The sequence below is a fragment of the Bradyrhizobium sp. CCBAU 53351 genome (genome assembly GCF_015291745.1).
Classification (GTDB): Bacteria; Pseudomonadota; Alphaproteobacteria; order Rhizobiales; family Xanthobacteraceae; genus Bradyrhizobium.
Genome location: NZ_CP030059.1, coordinates 2,281,244 through 2,298,170 on the forward strand (window position 1 = coordinate 2,281,244; position 16,927 = coordinate 2,298,170).

Genomic DNA, 16,927 nt, shown 5'->3' on the forward strand with positions numbered 1-16,927 from the left:
GTGTTGCTCATCGGAGTTTCGGATTGAGCGCGTCGCGCAACCAGTCGCCGAGCAGATTGATCGACAGGATCAGCCCGGCCAGCGCGAGGCCCGGGAAGGCGACGATCCACCATTCGCCGGCGAACAGATAGTTGTTGCCGATGCGGATCAGCGTGCCGAGCGAGGGCATCGTGTCGGGCAGGCCGACGCCGAGGAAGGACAGCGTCGCCTCGGTGATGATGGCGAGCGCGAGGTTGATGGTGGCGATGACCAGGATCGGACCCATCGTGTTGGGCAGCACGTGCCGCAGCATGATCTTCGGCGCCGGCAGGCCGATCAGCTGCGCGGCCGCCACGTAGTCCTTGTTCTTCTCGACCATCACGGAGCCGCGCACCGTCCGGGCATACCCCACCCAGAAACTCAGGCCGATCGAGATCACCAGCACCACCAGCATGCTGGTGGCATCCAGCCGGTTGCCGAAGATCGATTTGGCGATGCCGTTGACGAGCAGCGCGATCAGAATGGCTGGGAAGGTGAGCTGCACATCCGCGATCCGCATGATCACGCCATCGACCGCACCGCCGAAATAGCCGGCGATCAGGCCGAGCGCAATGCCGAGCGCACCCGCGAAGATCACGCCGGCAACGCCGACGGCAAGCGAGATGCGCATGCCGTAGAGGATGGCGGAGAACACGTCGCGGCCCTGCTCGTCGGTGCCGAGCAGGAACGGGGCCTGGCCGTCGGCGGTCCATAGCGGCGAGATGCGCGAGTTCATCAACTGGAGCTGCGCCGGATCGAACGGATTCTGGACCGCGAGCGCGGATGCAAAGATCGCGAGCAGGAAGAACAGCACGGTGACGGCCGCCGCCACCATGGTCAGCTTGGAGCGGCGGAACGAATAGAAGATGTCGCTGTCGAGCGCGCGGCTCAGCCAGCTGCGGCCGGCATGCGCCGGCGGTGCGCTCGGCTTGTCGGGACTGGAGGCGACTGCGTCGGACATGCAGGATTGCCTTATGTGGCGCGGCCGACCGTCGCGCGCAGGCGCGGGTCGACCACGGTGTAGAGGATGTCGACCACCAGATTGATGGTGACGAAGATCAGCGAAACCATCAGCAGATAGGCGGCCATGATCGGGATGTCGACGTTTTGCACGGCTTGCACGAAGAGCAGCCCCATGCCCGGCCATTGGAATACGGTCTCGGTGATGATGGAAAATGCAATAACCGAGCCAAACTGGAGCCCGGCCACCGTGATCACGGGAATTAGCGTGTTCTTCAGCGCGTGGCCGAAATGGATGGCGCGGGTGGTGAGGCCCCGGGCGCGGGCAAAGCGGATGTAGTCGGTCCGCAGCACTTCCAGCATCTCCGCGCGCACCAGCCGCATGATCAAGGTCATCTGGAACAGGCCGAGGGTGATCGAGGGCATGATCAAGGCCTTCAGTCCCGACAGCGTGAGCAGGCCCGTGCTCCACCAACCGAGCTTGACCACCTCGCCGCGGCCGAACGAGGGCAGCCAGCCCAACGTCACCGCAAACAGATAGATCAGCAGAATGCCGATGAGGAAAGTCGGCAACGAGATGCCTATCAACGAAACCGCCTGCAACAGTTTGGCCAACATGGTATCGCGCCTGAGTGCCGAATAGACGCCCATCAGAATGCCGAACACCATGGCAAAGACGGTGGCGCAGATCGCAAGTTCCAGCGTGGCGGGCATGCGCTCCATCAACAGCGTCGAGACCGGCTGGCGGAACTGATAGGAGACGCCGAACTTGAACTGCGCGGCATCGGCGAAATAGCGTACGAACTGCACCGGCACGGGGTCGTCGAGGCCGAGCGATTTGCGCACGATTTCGCGTTCGGCCGCCGACGTGTCGATCGAGACGATCTGGTTGACGGGATCGCCGGCGAAACGGAACATCGAGAAGGCGATGATGCCGACGGCGAACATGACGCCGATGGCCTGAATGGCGCGGCGAAGAGTGAAAGCGAGCATGCCTTCCACTGTCCTTGTGAGCCTGCGGCCGACGACTTTGTCAGCCGGAAAAAGGAAAGGTCCCGGAAGCCTCGCGCTGCCGGGACCTTGTGATCAATCGACTTCTATTCCTTCTTGGTCGCCCAGTGGAACATCACCAGATTGTCGGCGCGCTGCGGCAGGTTGACCTTTTTCGATACGCCCCAGGCCAGCGCCTGCTGGTGCAGCGGAATGTAGGCCCAGTCCTTGATGCTGATTTCGTAGGCCTGCTTGATCAGCTGGTTGCGCTTGGCGGTGTCGGTTTCGACCAGCACCTTGTCGGTGATGGCGTCGAACTCCTTGTTGCAATAGCCGCCGAGGTTGGCCTCGCCGCGCGAGGATTTCGCATCGTCGCGGCAGCCCATGATGTCGTAGAGCACGTTGTGCGAGTCCATCGTGCTCGGCGTCCAGCCCAGCAGGTAGAACGAGGTCTGATAGCCGCCCTGCTTGAGCACCTTGGCGAAGTACTGCGCCTTCGGCTGCGCCAAAAGATTGATCTTGACGCCAATGCGGGCGAGCATGCCGACGACGGCCTGGCAGATTGCGGCGTCGTTGACGTAGCGATCGTTCGGGCAATCCATCGTGACCTCGAAGCCATCGGGGTAACCGGCCTCGGTCAGGAGCTTCTTAGCGCCGTCAGGATCGAATTTCGGCCGCGTGAACTCCTTGGACAGCACGAACAGCTCGGGCGCGATCATCAGGGCTGACGGCGTCGACAACCCGCGCATCACGCGCGTCTTGATCAGCTCGATGTCGATCGCCTTGTAGAAGGCTTCGCGGACACGAGCGTCCTTGAACGGGTTCTTGCCCTTGATGTTGGAGTACAGCAGCTCATCGCGCGTCTGGTCGAAGCCGATGAAGATCGTGCGCAGCTCCGGCCCCTTCAGTACCTGGGCGTTCGGGCTGGAATCGACGCGGGAGATGTCCTGGATCGGCACCGGCTCGATGACGTCGACCTCGCCGGAGAGCAGCGCGGCGACACGGGTAGCGTCGGAGGAGATCGGGGTGAAGATGATCTCCTTCAGATTACCTTCCATCTTGCCCCAATAATTGGGGTTGGCCTTGAAGACCGTCTTCACGCCGGGCTGATGGCTTTCGATGATGAAGGGGCCAGTGCCGTTCTCGTGCAGCGAGGCGTAGCTCGGCGTGGTCGCCGCCACCGGCGTCGGATCGACGACGTTGTTCTCCTCGGCCCATTTCTTGTCCATGATGTACCAGACATCCCACGAATTATGCAGGATGGGATTGGGCGAAGGCAGGACGAAATCGACGGTGTAGTCGTCGACCTTGACGACCTTGACGTCGGGCGCAAGGCGGGTCTGCATATTGGACCCCTTCTTGCGGACGCGATCGGCGGAGAACACGACGTCGTCGGCGGTGAAGGGGTCGCCGTTGTGGAATTTCACGCCCTTGCGCAAATGAAAGCGCCAGCGGGTCGGCTCGGGGGTTTCCCAGCTCTCCGCCAGCGCCGGAATGATCTTGAGCTCCTTGTCGCGCGCGGTGAGGCCTTGATAGACGTGACCGAGATGGGCGTGTGTCGTGCTCTCGTTGAGCGTGTAGGGATCAAGCGACTTCAGGTCGCCCTGGTTGGCATAGCGTAGCGTCTGGCTGGTTGCCGGCGAGACCGTCAACGCAAATGCACCGGCGAGCGTCGCCGCAAACAGACTTCGACATACAGACATTCTTGACCCTCTCCACGCCGCCGTGCCGGTGGTTTTTGATTGTTCGGCCGGCCGATTAATCCATGTTGCCCAGAGTTCTCGACCGGTGCAAGCGCCATTCCAGCAAGGAACGCGCCAAGTTGCACCGCTGTGCAGCAATGCTGACCAGCAATTTGGGGTGGAGGCCCGTGGAGATATTCGACTTTCGACCTGTGCATTCCCCGGGGCAGTGCGGTGACGCCTCTGCCGCGGGACGTCGCCAAAAGGGGGTTGATTGACCATACCCCTGGATTGCGGAAGCCGGCGCCTTGCCGTCCGCCTCAGGTCGCTTGCGTTGCACACCGTGTCGCGGCGATACTCCCGCCAAGCCGCTCGAATCTCATCTGGAGGGGACATGAAAGTTAACATCGAAATCGACTGCACCCCCCTCGAGGCCCGCCAGTTCTTCGGTCTGCCCGACGTCGGGCCGATGCAAACGGCGGTGATGGACAAGTTGCAGCAGCAGGTGCTCAGCAACATCGAGAAGGTCTCGCCGGAATCGCTGATCCAGAGCTGGTTCACGTTCGATCCGAAGATCGCCGAGCGGTTTCAGGACATGTTCGTCACGATGGCGGGCCTCGGCGGCACGCGCAGCAGCGACAAGAAGAAATAAATAGTGTCGCCCGGGCAGGAGGAGGGGCAGGAGAGAGGCCGGCTTCGTCCGCCGGGTCTTGGTCTGTTGCTCGCCGAAGCCCGCGGCCTGTTCGAGCTCAATGCGAGCCTGCTGCTGTCGCCGATTCTGATGCGGGCGCCGAGGGGCGACGGCCATCCGGTGCTTGCACTGCCGGGCTTTCTGGCCAGCGACCTCTCGATGGTGCCGATGCGGCGCTATCTCAGCGAGCTGGGCTATGAGGCACAGGCCTGGCGGATGGGCCGCAATCTCGGCGGTCTCGGCCGGATGCGGGACGCTCTGCGTGCCCGTCTCACGGAGATTCATGCTGCGAGCGGACGCAAGGTCAGCCTGGTCGGATGGAGTCTCGGTGGCGTCTACGCCCGCGATCTCGCGCTGTGGGCACCCGACATGGTCCGCTACGTCGTCACGCTCGGCAGCCCCTTTGCCAATGACGTGCGGGCGACCAACGCCACGCGGCTCTACGAAGCGCTATCCGGTGAGCGGGTTGAGGATCTTGCGGAAGCGCGCGAGGCGATCGCCGGCGATCTGCCTGTGCCGACAACCTCGATCTATTCGCGTGCCGACGGTGTGGTGAACTGGCGGACCTGCTTGCTGCGTCCCTCCGACCGTGCCGAGAACATCGAAGTGCACCTGGCGAGCCATATCGGCCTCGGGGTCAATCCCGCGGCGCTGTGGGCCGTGGCCGATCGTCTGGCCCAGCCGGAGGGAGAATTCTCGCCATTTGACCGGGCAGGGCCGTTTGCCATTGCATATGCCCCGCCGGAACAGGCAATATCGGCCTGACGAGAAGCGCCGGCCAAAGGCGCCCGTCAAATCTTGCGGGAGGGAACTATGGCTGACGGTAAGAAGCTGTCGTCGCTGGACGCGTCGTTTCTCTATCTGGAAACGCCTGAGATGCCGATGCATGTCGGGAGCATGGCGATCTTTCGCCTGCCCGACGACTACAAGGGCGACTTCTTCGAAGACTTCAAGGCGATGATCGTCTCGCGCCTGCACATCGCGCCGATCCTGAAGGCGCGACTGGAGAAGGCGCCGCTCGACATCGACCATCCCTCCTGGGTCGAGGACGATCAGTTCGACATCGATCGTCACATCTTCCGCGCCAGCCTGCCGCAACCACGCGACCGCGCCACGCTCGAGCGCATCGTCGGCTGGATGCATGCCAAGCTCTTGAACCGTGCCCGCCCGCTCTGGGAGTTCTACGTGTTCGAGGGCATGAAGGACAACGAGGTCGGGCTCTATTCCAAGATGCACCATGCCGCGATCGACGGCGGCGCCGGCGCGGCGCTGACCAACATGATCTACGATATCTCGCCGATCCCGCGGCAGGTCGAGCCGCCGACGGCCGGAAGCAAGCCGGGGCAGGAGCCGCGCGACATCGCGGCGAACCTGCTGGATTCCTACCAGCAGCTGTTCAACCAGCCCCTCGATGCCGGCAAGGCCGCCCAGAACCTGCAACTGCCGCGCACCGGCAAGAGCGACATCGGCTCGATCCTGTTCGACAACGCGATGTACCAGATCGAGAGCGCAGTGCGCTTCGCGGGCAATATCCCGACCATGGTCAAGAGCGTCTCCGAGGTGCTGGGCAAGGTCTCCGATCCGAAATCGCGCGAGAGCCTTGCCAGCATGGTTTCGCCGCCGACCATGCTGAACAAGACCATCTCCTCGGAGCGCAGCTTTGCCGGCGTGTCGATCTCGCTGTCGCGCTCCAAGGCGCTGGCCAAGCGCGCGGGCGGCAAGCTCAACGACGTCGTGCTGGCGCTCGCCTCCGGCGTGGTCCGCCGCTATCTGCAGCAATATGGCACGCTGCCTGCGAAATCGCTGACGGCGGCCGTGCCGATCTCGCTACGTGAGGAGGGAAACACCGAGGCCAACAACCAGGTGTTCGGCATGATCTGCGCGATTGCGACCAATATCGACGATCCCAAGGCGAGGCTCGAGGCCATCATCGCGCAGTCGACCAAATCCAAGGAGATGTCGCATCCGCTGCGTGCCTTGATGCCGCAGGTCTCCAACATCTCGATGCTGGGCGCACCGATCATGGTGCAGATCCTGGCGCTGCTCTACAGCCGTTCGAACCTCTCGGACGTTCTGCCGCCGGCCGCAAACATCACGGTGTCCAACGTGCCGGGGCCGCGGCAGACGCTCTATGCCGCGGGCGCCGAGCTGCTGCACATCTTCCCGGTGTCGATCTCGACGCACGGACAGGCGCTCAACATCACCGTGCAGAGCTACCGCGACCAGCTCGATTTCGGCTTCATCGTCGGCGCCAACATCATTCCGCATGTGCAGGTGATGTGCGACATGCTGCCGGAGGAGTTCGCCGCGCTGGAGGCGGCCTACGCGCCACCGGCGGCCGAGATCAAGGGCGCCGCGGAATAGGAAGTTCGTGATGATTGAAATGCCGCCGCTCCAGTTCGCGCAGACGAACGGAATCCGCATGGGCTATTACGAGGCAGGCCCGGCCGACGACAAGCCGCCGATCGTGCTGTGCCACGGCTGGCCCGAGCTCGCCTTCTCCTGGCGTCACCAGATCAAGGCGCTGAGCGAGGCGGGCATCCGGGTGATCGCCCCGGACCAGCGCGGTTATGGCGCGACCGACCGGCCCGAGCCGGTCGAGGACTATGACATGGAGCATCTGACCGGCGATCTCGTCGGTCTGCTCGACCATCTCAATATCGACAAGGCGATCTTCGTCGGTCACGATTGGGGCGGCTTCGTCGTCTGGCAGATGCCGTTGCGGCACCCTTCGCGCGTCGCCGGCGTGGTTGGCGTCAATACCCCGCATTGGGACCGCACGCCGATCGACCCCATCGCCCTGTTTCGCCAGCGCTTCGGCGATCAGATGTATATCGTCCAGTTCCAGGATCCCGCGCGCGGGCCGGACAGGATCTTCGGCAGCCGCGTCGAGCAGACGTTCGATGCCTTCATGCGCAAGCCGCTGGCGCGCCGCCGGCAAAGGCCGATGAGCCGCCGATCGCGGGTGTCGGCGCCTCGTCGAAGACCAATCTGGCGTTTCCGCAAATGATCGCAGCCTACGATGCCAAAGTCGATCCGCGCGCACCGATCCTGTCGGCCGACGAGAAGAAGGTGTTCGTCGACACCTTCACGAAAACTGGTTTCACCGGCGGTATCAACTGGTATCGCAACTTCTCCCGTAACTGGGAGCGGTCGAAGGGCCTGGATCACAACGTCCATGTGCCCTCGCTGATGATCATGGCGGAGAACGATGCGGTGCTGCCGCCGTCCGCGGCCGACGGCATGGAGAAGCTGATCGGCGATCTCGAGAAATATCTGGTGAAGGATAGCGGCCATTGGACGCAGCAGGAGAAGCCGGAAGAGGTCAGCGCCAAGCTGATCGAATGGCGTAGAAGGCGGTTTGGTTGACGACGCGGTCGTCCAGGTAAGTGGCACCGTCGTTCCGGGATGGTCCGAAGGGATCGCGAAGCGACCCTGGGGACCAGACCCGGAACCTCGACAGTCCGGGTTCGATGCTGCTCATCGCCCGGAATGACGGCAAGAGGGGGAAGCGAAGTTAAATGTCATCCAAGAACCGTCTGGACCCAATCCCGCATCCGCCGACCAAGCCCGTGGTCGGCAACATGCTGTCGCTGGATTCGGCTGCTCCCGTGCAGCACCTGACGCGGCTCGCCAAGGAGCTCGGCCCGATCTTCTGGCTCGACATGATGGGCTCGCCGATCGTCGTCGTGTCAGGCCACGACCTCGTCGACGAGCTCTCCGACGAGAAGCGGTTCGACAAGACAGTGCGCGGCGCGCTGCGGCGCGTGCGCGCGGTCGGCGGCGACGGGCTTTTCACGGCCGACACCAAGGAGCCGAACTGGAGCAAGGCGCACAACATCCTGCTCCAGCCCTTCGGCAACCGCGCCATGCAGTCTTACCATTCGAGCATGGTCGACATCGCCGAGCAGCTCGTCCAGAAATGGGAACGGCTCAACGCCGACGAGGAGATCGATGTCGTCCACGACATGACCGCGCTGACGCTTGATACGATCGGGCTGTGCGGCTTCGACTATCGCTTCAATTCGTTCTACCGGCGGGACTACCATCCCTTCGTCGAGTCGCTGGTGCGCTCGCTCGAAACCATCATGATGACGCGCGGCCTGCCGTTCGAGCAGATCTGGATGCAGAAGCGGCGCAAGACGCTGGCCGAAGACGTCGCCTTCATGAACAAGATGGTCGACGAGATCATCGCCGAGCGGCGCAAGAGCGCGGAGGGGATCGACGACAAGAAGGACATGCTGGCCGCGATGATGACCGGCGTCGATCGTTCGACCGGAGAGCAACTCGACGACGTCAACATCCGCTATCAGATCAACACGTTCCTGATCGCGGGCCACGAGACCACCAGCGGGCTGTTGTCCTACACGCTCTATGCGCTGCTCAAGCATCCGGACATTCTCAAGAAGGCCTATGACGAGGTCGACCGCGTCTTCGGTCCCGACGTCAACGCGAAGCCGACCTATCAGCAGGTGACGCAGCTCACCTACATCACGCAGATCCTGAAAGAAGCGCTGCGACTGTGGCCGCCGGCGCCGGCCTACGGCATCTCCCCGCTGAACGACGAGACCATTGGAGGCGGCAAGTACAAGCTTCGGAAAGGCACCTTCACCACGATCCTGGTGACCGCGCTGCATCGCGATCCCTCCGTCTGGGGGCCGAATCCCGATGCCTTCGATCCCGAGAATTTCAGCCGCGAGGCGGAGGCGAAGCGGCCGATCAATGCCTGGAAGCCGTTCGGAAACGGCCAGCGCGCCTGCATCGGCCGCGGCTTTGCGATGCACGAGGCCGCGCTGGCGCTCGGCATGATCCTGCAGCGCTTCAAGCTGATCGACCACCAGCGCTACCAGATGCATCTGAAGGAAACGCTGACGATGAAGCCGGAGGGCTTCAAGATCAAGGTACGTCCGCGCGCCGATCGCGAGCGGGGTGCCTATGGTGGGCCCGTTGCGGCTACCGGTTCAGCGCCGAAGGCGCCGCGTCAGCCGACGGCCCGGCCCGGCCATAACACGCCGATGCTGGTGCTGTACGGCTCCAACCTCGGCACCGCCGAGGAACTCGCGACGCGCATGGCCGACCTTGCCGAGATCAACGGCTTTGCCGTGCATCTCGGCCCGCTCGACGATTATGTCGGCAAGCTGCCGCGGGAGGGTGGCGTGCTCATCATCTGCGCCTCCTATAATGGTGCACCGCCCGACAACGCGACGCAGTTCGTCAAATGGCTGGGCGACGATCTGCCGAAGGATGCCTTTGCGGGTGTGCGCTATGCCGTGTTCGGCTGCGGCAACAGCGACTGGGCTGCGACCTATCAATCGGTGCCGCGCCTGATCGACGAGCAATTGTCGAAGCACGGCGCACGTGCGGTTTATCCGCGTGGCGAGGGCGATGCGCGCAGCGATCTCGATGGCCAGTTCCAAAAATGGTTCCCGGCCGCCGCCCAGGTCGCGACCAAGGAATTCGGCATCGACTGGAATTTCACCCGCACCGCCGAGGACGATCCGCTCTACGCGATCGAGCCTGTGGCGGTGACCGCCGTCAACACCATCGTCGCCCAGGGCGGCGCTGTGGCAATGAAGGTGCTCGCCAACGACGAGCTTCAGAACAAGGGCGGGGCCAATCCGTCGGAGCGCTCGACGCGCCATATCGAGGTGCAGCTGCCGTCCAATGTCAGCTACCGCGTCGGCGATCACCTCAGCGTCGTCCCGCGCAACGATCCAACCCTGGTGGATTCGGTGGCGCGTCGCTTCGGCTTCCTGCCGGCGGACCAGATCAGGCTCCAGGTCGCCGAAGGCCGCCGCGCGCAATTGCCGGTGGGAGATGCCGTGTCGGTCGGGCGCCTGCTCAGCGAGTTCGTCGAGCTGCAGCAGGTCGCGACGCGCAAGCAGATCCAGATCATGGCGGAGCACACCCGCTGTCCTGTCACCAAGCCGAAGTTGCTGGCCTTCGTCGGCGAGGAGACGGAGCCGCTCGAGCGCTATCGCGCCGAGATCCTGGCCAAGCGCAAATCGGTGTTCGATCTATTGCTCGAATATCCCGCCTGCGAATTGCCGTTCCACGTCTATCTGGAGATGCTCTCGCTGCTGGCGCCGCGCTATTACTCGATCTCGTCCTCGCCGTCGGTGGACCCGGCGCGCTGCAGCGTCACGGTCGGCGTGGTCGAAGGTCCCGCCGCCTCCGGCCGCGGGGTCTACAAGGGAATCTGCTCGAACTATCTGGCCAATCGCCGCGTGGGCGATACGGTCTATGCCACCGTGCGTGAGACCAAGGCTGGCTTCCGCCTGCCGGACGATCCATCCGTGCCGATCATCATGATCGGCCCGGGCACCGGCCTTGCGCCGTTCCGCGGCTTCCTGCAGGAGCGCGCCGCGCGCAAGGCGAAGGGGGCCAGCCTCGGGCCATCCATGCTGTTCTTCGGTTGCCGCCATCCGGATCAGGATTTTCTCTACGCGGAGGAGCTGAAGGCGCTGGCGGCCAGCGGCATCACCGAGCTGTTCACGGCGTTCTCGCGTGCCGACGGACCGAAGACCTATGTGCAGCACGTGCTGGCCGCGCAGAAGGACAAGGTCTGGCCGCTGATCGAGCAGGGCGCGATCATCTATGTCTGCGGCGACGGCAGCAAGATGGAGCCGGACGTGAAGGCGGCGCTGGTTGCGATCCATCGCGAGAAGAGCGGCAGTGATGCCGCCGCCAGTGCGCGCTGGATCGAGGAGATGGGGACGCAGAACCGCTATGTGCTCGACGTCTGGGCGGGCGGGTGATTATTCGTCCGACCGTGCTAAACGTCGCCCATGATTCCCTGGGAAAAAATCGACACCGCCAAGATCCCCGGCTCCGACGAAGAGCTTCGCCTGATGCGGCGGGGCAAGGAGTTCTCCATCAAGCTCGGCACCAACGAGCTGATGAACAATCGCCTGTCCGGGTCGGAAGCCGCGCTCGCGACGCTTGCCGCAAAGCAGATCGAGAGAGTCGCAAAACCCGTCGTTCTGATCGGCGGCCTCGGCATGGGTTTTACCTTGCGCGCGGCGCTCGCCGTGCTCGGGTCCAAGGCGAAGATCGTGGTCTCCGAGCTCGTGCCGGCGGTGGTGAGCTGGGCGAAAGGCCCGATGGCGGAGGTCTTCGGCGACAGCCTCGATGATCCCAGGGTGGACATAAGGGAAATCGACGTCGGCGAGATCATCCGTGCGAAGAGCGCAGCCTACGACGCCATTCTCCTGGACGTCGACAACGGGCCCGAGGGTTTGACCCGAAAGGACAACGACGCGCTCTACAATGCGAGCGGGCTAACGGCGGCGAAGACGGCCCTGCGGCCGGGCGGCGTGCTGGCGGTGTGGTCGTCCGGACCCAACCCCGCATTCACCAAGCGTCTCAAGCGCGTCGGCTTGGACGTCAACGAAGTCGCTGTCCGCGCCACCGGCAGAGGCGGCGGCGCGCGCCACGTGATCTGGATCGCGAGGAAGAGTTAAGCGGCCTGTGCCGCCGCGCCATGCGCGTGCTTGTCGATGGCGCCGATGATCTCCGGCCAGAACCGCATCGGCAGCGCGTGGCCCATGCCTTCGATCATCAGCAGCTTTGCATTCGGGATCGACGCCGCCGTGTCCTTGCCGCCTTCGGGGCGCACCAGCGGATCGACGGTGCCGTGAATGACGAGTGTCGGCGTCTGCACGGCGTGCAACCGTTCCTTGCGACTGCCGGATGCCAGCACGGCGCGGAGCTGACGGCCGACGCCGGCCGGATTGAGCCCGCGGGCGAACACGCGCTCGGCACGACCCGGGTCCAGGGCTTCCTCCTCCGGAAAATGCCCTGCGCGGAGCACTTTCCAGGTCTGGCCGTAGCGGACCATGAATTCTTCCTTGCTGCGCGGCGGTGGCGCCATCAGCATCGCGGCAGCCTCGCGCGACGGCGGCGGGATGCGCGGATTGCCTGTCGTCGACATGATCGATGTCAGCGAACGGACGCGGTGCGGAAACGACAACGTGACCTCCTGCGCGATCATGCCGCCCATGGACGCCCCGACCAGATGCGCCGACTTGATGCCGAGCGCATCCATCAGCCCGACCGTGTCCTTCGCCATGTCGATCAGTCTGTAGGTCGCGGCGACGGGAATCCTGAGGAAGCGCAGCTTCAATAGCTCGAGCGGCGTCAGGCGCTTGCCGCCGGTGAGATGGCTGGACTTGCCGATATCGCGGTTGTCGAAGCGGATCACGCGGAAACCGCGCGCGGCAAGCTGCTCGCAGAACGCATCGTCCCAGTGGATCATCTGCGCTCCGAGCCCCATGATCAGCAGCAGCGGCTCGGAATTGTCGTTGCCAAAAATCTCGTAGCAGATGTCGATGCCGTTGGCGCGGACGGTCTGGGGCGGCTGATGGCTGGTCACGGGTCCCTCCTGCTGATCGATGCTGTATCGCACGGTTTCCCGTCTCAAAGAAGCGGCGTGCCAAGTGGCGGGCGTGCTTGCCGGTTGACCGGCATCGCGCAACGGTGTGGTATGGCGAGAAAAGAAGGGCATCGCAGCTCTCGATTTCAGGAGGACGCCGATGACCGACAAGACCAACGACCCCGTTGCCATGTGGCAGAAGATGGTTGGTGAGATGGAGAAAGGGTTCAACTCTTTCGCCAATCAGGCCATGTCGTCGCCGGAATTTTCGCAGGCGATGAACCGTGCGGGCGGAGTTGCTGCAGGTGCTCAGAAGCAGCTCGGCGAGCTCATGGAGAAATACCTCGTCACGATGAATTTGCCGAGCCGGGAGCAGATCACGGGTCTTGCGGAGCGGTTGCAGTCGATCGAGGCCCAGATCGGCGAGATGAAGTCGATGCTGAACCAGATGGCGGCGAGTTCCGGCATCGCGCAAGGCTTGGATGGCACGCCGCGGCCGCCGCGCACCAAGCGTCCGCCCTCCGAGAACGGAGAGCCGACATGAACGCGCCGACGGGACTCGATTTCGCATCCATCCCGGACCGCATCCAGTCCGAGGTGCAGCGCGCCATCCAGCGCAGCATCAAGGGCGTTGAATATTTCTCGACCTCGGGCCCTTCGCTCGGCTCGACACCGAAGGACGTGCTGCATTCGCGCGGCACGATGAGCCTCTATCACTACCGGCCGATGTCGGACGAGATCTACCGCGTACCGGTGCTGATCGTGATGGCCACCACCAACCGCGGCTATATTCTCGATCTCGTCCCCGGCCAGAGCTTCATCGAGTTCCTGCTCAAGCGCGGCTACGACGTCTATATGCTCGACTGGAGCGCGCCGCGGCCGGAGGAGAAGAGCCTGCGGATGGAGGACTATGTCCTCGACTTCATCCCGGATTGCGTTCGCCGCGTGCAGGCGGACTCCGGCGAGCAGGACGTCTCCGTCATCGGCTATTGCTTCGGCGGCGTGTTGTCGCTGCTCTATGGCTCGATCCACGCGGAAGGGCCGATGAAGAACCTGATCTGCTTCACCACGCCGATCGACTTCCGCGAGATGAAGCTGTTCTCGAACTTCTCCGACCGTCGCTATTTCGACGTCGACCATCTCGTCGACAGTGTCGGCAACGTGCCGCCGGAGATGATCCTGTCCTCGTTCGAGATGCTGCGCCCGGCCTCGCGCACCGTGAGCCAGATCCAGCTCTGGGAAAACATCTGGAACGACGAGTTCGTGAAATCCTACCGGATGTTCGACCGCTGGGCGACCGACACGCTGCCGTTGGCGGGCGAGTATTTCCGCACCATCACCAAGGACCTGATGTGGGACAACAAGCTGTTCAACGACACCATGTCGGTCGGTGGCCGCGCGGCGAAGCTGGAGAATATCAAGGTGCCGATCCTGCATGCGGTGGCCGAGCACGACCACATCGTGCCGTATGAGGCCGCCAAGCACCTGATTACGAAGATTGGATCCGCGGACAAGGAAGAGGTGATGCTGAAAGGCGGTCACGTCTCGCTGGTCGCAGGTGCCAACGCCGTGAAGCGGCTGTGGCCGAAACTGGATACCTGGCTGGGAAAGAGATCGATATGAGCGAGCAGCGTTCCTATCCGCGTCACGTCAAGACCGACGCCGGCGATATCGAGATTCGCCTGATGGCACCTTCAGACGAAGCTGCGGTGCTCGCCTTCGGCAAGGGCCTGCCGACGCACGATTTGCTGTTCCTGCCGCGCAACATCAGCGAGCCGAAGGTGCTGTCGGCCTGGGTCAAGGAGATCGAGCGCGGCGCGATCACGAGCTTGCTCGCGGTCAGGGACGGCAAGGTCGTCGGCTGCGGCACGCTGGTGCGCGATCCTCATTCATGGTCGCCCCATGTCGGCGAGATCCGGATGGTGGTCTCGCTCGATGTGCGGGGCAAGGGAGTGGGGCGGGCGCTGTCGCAGGAGACCTTTGCGCTCGCACTTGGGGCGGGCCTGGAAAAGCTCTCGGTCCAGATGACGGTCGACCAGCAGGCCGCCATCGCCCTGTTCGAGAGCCTCGGCTTCAAGGCCGAAGCGTTGCTGCGCGACCACGTCCGGGACGTCGAGGGCAAGACCCATGATATCGTGGTGCTCGGCCACAACATCGCGCAGGTTCAGGCCCAAATGGAGGCCTATGGGCTGCCGGGGGCGGTGCAACACTAGGGGCCGGGCAGCCGGCGCCGGAAGCTCCGCTGAGAACCCGTTGGCCAGGGAGGCATCGAAGTGCCTTCCATTAAGGCTGTTCACGAATTCGTGATATCGCACTGCAATATGAATATTGCATCGCACAATTAACTATGCCATATAGGACGTGCCCCGGGCCGATACGGACGGGGTGAGCCCATAGCTCAACCTAATGAGGATGGAGAGAACCCCATGACCACTGAAACCAACACCGCTTTCGAGGGCTTCAAGGACGCTTTCAAGAACATCCAGAACCTGGAAGTTCCCGAGGCCGCCCGCGAGTTCGTCAAGAAGACCGCCAACACCGCCAAGGACCGTGCTGCCGAGGCTTTCGCCGGTTCCGAGCGCGTGACTGCCGCCGTCGAGAACGCGGTGACCGAATCCGTCACTGAAGCCGGCAAGATCAGCCGCAACATCCAGCAGGCGATCTACGAGGACGCCGAGGCGTTCTTCTCCAGCATCGACAAGCTCGCTTCCGCCAAGTCGTTCAGCGAGGCCGTCGAGATCCAGTCGGGCCTGCTCCGTTCGCGCGGCGAAGTGTTCGTCTCGCGTGCCAAGGCGACCGCCGACTATTTCGGCAAGCTCGCCGCCAACGGTGCGAAGTCCGTTCAGGACAATTTCGCCAAGGTCTACAACAAGACCGCCTGATCCGGCGCCCTGAGTGCAAACTGAAATTTGAGGCCCGCTTCGGCGGGCCTTTTGTTTTTGTCTGCTGCGTTCCCCGGATGCAGCGCAGCGCGCCCGGGCGATGCGATGCATCGTCCAGGTGGCGTGGTGCACTGCTGATCCCGCGGGCCATGCTGGGTCCCTGTGTATCGAAATCCTGTCATGGTGGAGTGGGCGGGAAGCCGTTGGGTCCTTGGCGCTTGACGCCGTGAGCCGGCTCGGTCTCCCGCCCGTTCCATTTATCAACCTGAACAGTTGCACGAGGCTGCGCCAACAGACCTCGCATCACAGGGACAGGCACCATGATCATACGCCCTCGTTACGTCGGAATCGACGTCTCCAAACGATATCTCGATATCTTCGATGAGAGCCTGGGCGTGCCGGAGCGCATCGCCAACGCGCCGCAGGCCATCACACAGATCGCGGCGCGTTGGCGATGCGATGTGCTGGTCGTCTTTGAAGCCACGGGCGTCTATGACCTTGAGCTTCGTGAGGCGCTCAGCCAGGCCGGCATCCGCTTTGCCCGGATCAACCCGGCCCGGGCCCGGGACTTTGCGCGCGCCAGCGGCCAGCTCGCCAAGACCGACCCGATCGATGCCCGGATGCTGGCGAGCTTTGCCCGGGCCATGCAGCCTGCCGCTGAGCAGGCTGCCAATCCTGCCCGCAATGCCCTGGCGGGGCTTGCAAAACGGCGGGATCAACTGGTTCTCATGCGTGCCCAGGAGAAGAACAGGCGCAGCGAGGCCGAGGACCGCGCCATGGCCGATCGCATCGGTCGGCTCATTGAAGTCCTCGACAATGAGATCGCCGCAATCGAGGCCGATATTAGCGCACTGATCAAGACTGAGCCGGAGGTCTCCGATGATGCGCAGTTGATGCGGTCACTTCCCGGCGTGGGCCCCGTAACCTGCATGCAGCTGATCGCGCAGATGCCGGAACTCGGAAAAGTGGGACCGAAGCAGGTGGCCGCGCTCGCCGGCCTGGCTCCCTTCAACGTCGACAGCGGCGCTTACCGCGGCAAGCGGAAGATCGTCGGGGGCCGAAAGCGCGTCCGCGATGCCCTCTACATGGCCGCTCTCAATGCGGTCCGCCGGGCCGATCCATTCAAGGCCTTCTACGCTCGACTGCGACAGGCCGGTAAACCTGCCAAGCTCGCTCTCATTGCCGTTGCCAGGAAGCTGTTGACGGTCCTCAACGCCATCATCCGCGATCGAAAGCCGTACCTGTACACTAGGCCAACATAACAGTTGCCGGCTCTGCGTCGCAGCGCTGCGCGTTGCGCCTTGTCCGGGACACGAAGAGACCGACGCGC

General features: G+C 63.5%; 14 protein-coding genes and 1 pseudogene. 11 read left to right on the forward strand and 4 right to left on the reverse strand.

The window, feature by feature from the left end; genetic code table 11:
* Positions 1 to 7: 7 nt before the first annotated feature.
* The 3 genes from XH83_RS10760 to XH83_RS10770 form a co-directional block, all read right to left on the reverse strand.
* On the reverse strand, positions 8 to 979 hold the full coding sequence (locus XH83_RS10760) for an ABC transporter permease (protein WP_194406971.1): 972 nt from the start codon (positions 977 to 979) through the stop codon (positions 8 to 10).
* A gap of 11 nt (positions 980 to 990) precedes the next feature.
* Positions 991 to 1,971, reverse strand: coding sequence for an ABC transporter permease (locus XH83_RS10765; RefSeq protein ID WP_194406972.1), 981 nt, complete (start codon positions 1,969 to 1,971; stop codon positions 991 to 993).
* A 104-nt stretch (positions 1,972 to 2,075) separates the two neighbouring features.
* The gene (locus XH83_RS10770) at positions 2,076 to 3,671 is read right to left on the reverse strand and encodes an ABC transporter substrate-binding protein (RefSeq protein WP_194406973.1); all 1,596 of its coding nucleotides are present in this window, start codon (positions 3,669 to 3,671) and stop codon (positions 2,076 to 2,078) included.
* Between the two features lie 373 nt (positions 3,672 to 4,044).
* On the opposite strand from XH83_RS10770, the gene XH83_RS10775 reads away from it, so the two are divergent.
* The 6 genes and pseudogenes from XH83_RS10775 to XH83_RS10800 all read left to right on the forward strand — a co-directional run bounded on the left by XH83_RS10775 (position 4,045) and on the right by XH83_RS10800 (position 11,804).
* Positions 4,045 to 4,302: a DUF6489 family protein gene (locus XH83_RS10775; protein ID WP_028135213.1), complete on the forward strand. Its 258-nt coding sequence runs from the start codon at positions 4,045 to 4,047 to the stop codon at positions 4,300 to 4,302.
* Positions 4,303 to 4,305: 3 nt separating this feature from the next.
* Positions 4,306 to 5,106 (forward strand): triacylglycerol lipase, encoded by an 801-nt coding sequence (locus XH83_RS10780; protein WP_194406974.1) that lies wholly within the window; start codon positions 4,306 to 4,308, stop codon positions 5,104 to 5,106.
* Between the two features lie 48 nt (positions 5,107 to 5,154).
* Positions 5,155 to 6,705, forward strand: coding sequence for a wax ester/triacylglycerol synthase family O-acyltransferase (locus XH83_RS10785; protein WP_194406975.1), 1,551 nt, complete (start codon positions 5,155 to 5,157; stop codon positions 6,703 to 6,705).
* A 10-nt stretch (positions 6,706 to 6,715) separates the two neighbouring features.
* Positions 6,716 to 7,710, forward strand: a pseudogene (locus XH83_RS10790) (alpha/beta fold hydrolase).
* Between the two features lie 152 nt (positions 7,711 to 7,862).
* A complete protein-coding gene (locus XH83_RS10795) occupies positions 7,863 to 11,099 on the forward strand; it encodes a bifunctional cytochrome P450/NADPH--P450 reductase (RefSeq protein WP_194406976.1) in 3,237 nt (1,078 codons plus the stop codon).
* Between the two features lie 30 nt (positions 11,100 to 11,129).
* Positions 11,130 to 11,804, forward strand: coding sequence for a spermidine synthase (locus XH83_RS10800; protein ID WP_194406977.1), 675 nt, complete (start codon positions 11,130 to 11,132; stop codon positions 11,802 to 11,804).
* On the opposite strand, the gene XH83_RS10805 is transcribed toward XH83_RS10800, so the two are convergent.
* The gene (locus XH83_RS10805) at positions 11,801 to 12,715 is read right to left on the reverse strand and encodes an alpha/beta fold hydrolase (RefSeq protein ID WP_194406978.1); all 915 of its coding nucleotides are present in this window, start codon (positions 12,713 to 12,715) and stop codon (positions 11,801 to 11,803) included. The genes XH83_RS10800 and XH83_RS10805 overlap by 4 nt on opposite strands.
* 160 nt (positions 12,716 to 12,875) lie before the next feature.
* Between XH83_RS10805 and XH83_RS10810 the strand changes: the two genes are divergently transcribed.
* From XH83_RS10810 to XH83_RS10830, 5 genes are all read left to right on the forward strand, one after another.
* Positions 12,876 to 13,259, forward strand: coding sequence for a hypothetical protein (locus XH83_RS10810; protein WP_194406979.1), 384 nt, complete (start codon positions 12,876 to 12,878; stop codon positions 13,257 to 13,259).
* Entirely contained in the window at positions 13,256 to 14,338 is a 1,083-nt protein-coding gene (locus XH83_RS10815; protein WP_194406980.1) for an alpha/beta hydrolase, read from the forward strand. Before XH83_RS10810 ends, XH83_RS10815 begins: the two co-directional genes overlap by 4 nt.
* Positions 14,335 to 14,928 carry a GNAT family N-acetyltransferase gene (locus tag XH83_RS10820; RefSeq protein WP_194406981.1) on the forward strand — a complete coding sequence of 198 codons (594 nt, stop codon included), beginning with the start codon at positions 14,335 to 14,337 and terminating at the stop codon, positions 14,926 to 14,928. Before XH83_RS10815 ends, XH83_RS10820 begins: the two co-directional genes overlap by 4 nt.
* Before the next feature lie 213 nt (positions 14,929 to 15,141).
* Complete coding sequence (locus XH83_RS10825; protein WP_194406982.1) at positions 15,142 to 15,597, forward strand: phasin; 456 nt, start codon at positions 15,142 to 15,144, stop codon at positions 15,595 to 15,597.
* A 320-nt stretch (positions 15,598 to 15,917) separates the two neighbouring features.
* On the forward strand, positions 15,918 to 16,859 hold the full coding sequence (locus tag XH83_RS10830; RefSeq protein ID WP_194404488.1) for an IS110 family transposase: 942 nt from the start codon (positions 15,918 to 15,920) through the stop codon (positions 16,857 to 16,859).
* The last annotated feature ends 68 nt before the right edge of the window (positions 16,860 to 16,927 follow it).

Coding starts and splice junctions, on each gene's coding strand:
- XH83_RS10760 (WP_194406971.1), bottom strand. CDS start 979: ATGTCCGACGCAGTCGCCTCCAGTCCCGACAAGCCGAGCGCACCGCCG.
- XH83_RS10765 (WP_194406972.1), bottom strand. CDS start 1,971: ATGCTCGCTTTCACTCTTCGCCGCGCCATTCAGGCCATCGGCGTCATG.
- XH83_RS10770 (WP_194406973.1), bottom strand. CDS start 3,671: ATGTCTGTATGTCGAAGTCTGTTTGCGGCGACGCTCGCCGGTGCATTT.
- XH83_RS10775 (WP_028135213.1), top strand. CDS start 4,045: ATGAAAGTTAACATCGAAATCGACTGCACCCCCCTCGAGGCCCGCCAG.
- XH83_RS10785 (WP_194406975.1), top strand. CDS start 5,155: ATGGCTGACGGTAAGAAGCTGTCGTCGCTGGACGCGTCGTTTCTCTAT.
- XH83_RS10795 (WP_194406976.1), top strand. CDS start 7,863: ATGTCATCCAAGAACCGTCTGGACCCAATCCCGCATCCGCCGACCAAG.
- XH83_RS10800 (WP_194406977.1), top strand. CDS start 11,130: ATGATTCCCTGGGAAAAAATCGACACCGCCAAGATCCCCGGCTCCGAC.
- XH83_RS10810 (WP_194406979.1), top strand. CDS start 12,876: ATGACCGACAAGACCAACGACCCCGTTGCCATGTGGCAGAAGATGGTT.
- XH83_RS10815 (WP_194406980.1), top strand. CDS start 13,256: ATGAACGCGCCGACGGGACTCGATTTCGCATCCATCCCGGACCGCATC.
- XH83_RS10820 (WP_194406981.1), top strand. CDS start 14,335: ATGAGCGAGCAGCGTTCCTATCCGCGTCACGTCAAGACCGACGCCGGC.
- XH83_RS10825 (WP_194406982.1), top strand. CDS start 15,142: ATGACCACTGAAACCAACACCGCTTTCGAGGGCTTCAAGGACGCTTTC.
- XH83_RS10830 (WP_194404488.1), top strand. CDS start 15,918: ATGATCATACGCCCTCGTTACGTCGGAATCGACGTCTCCAAACGATAT.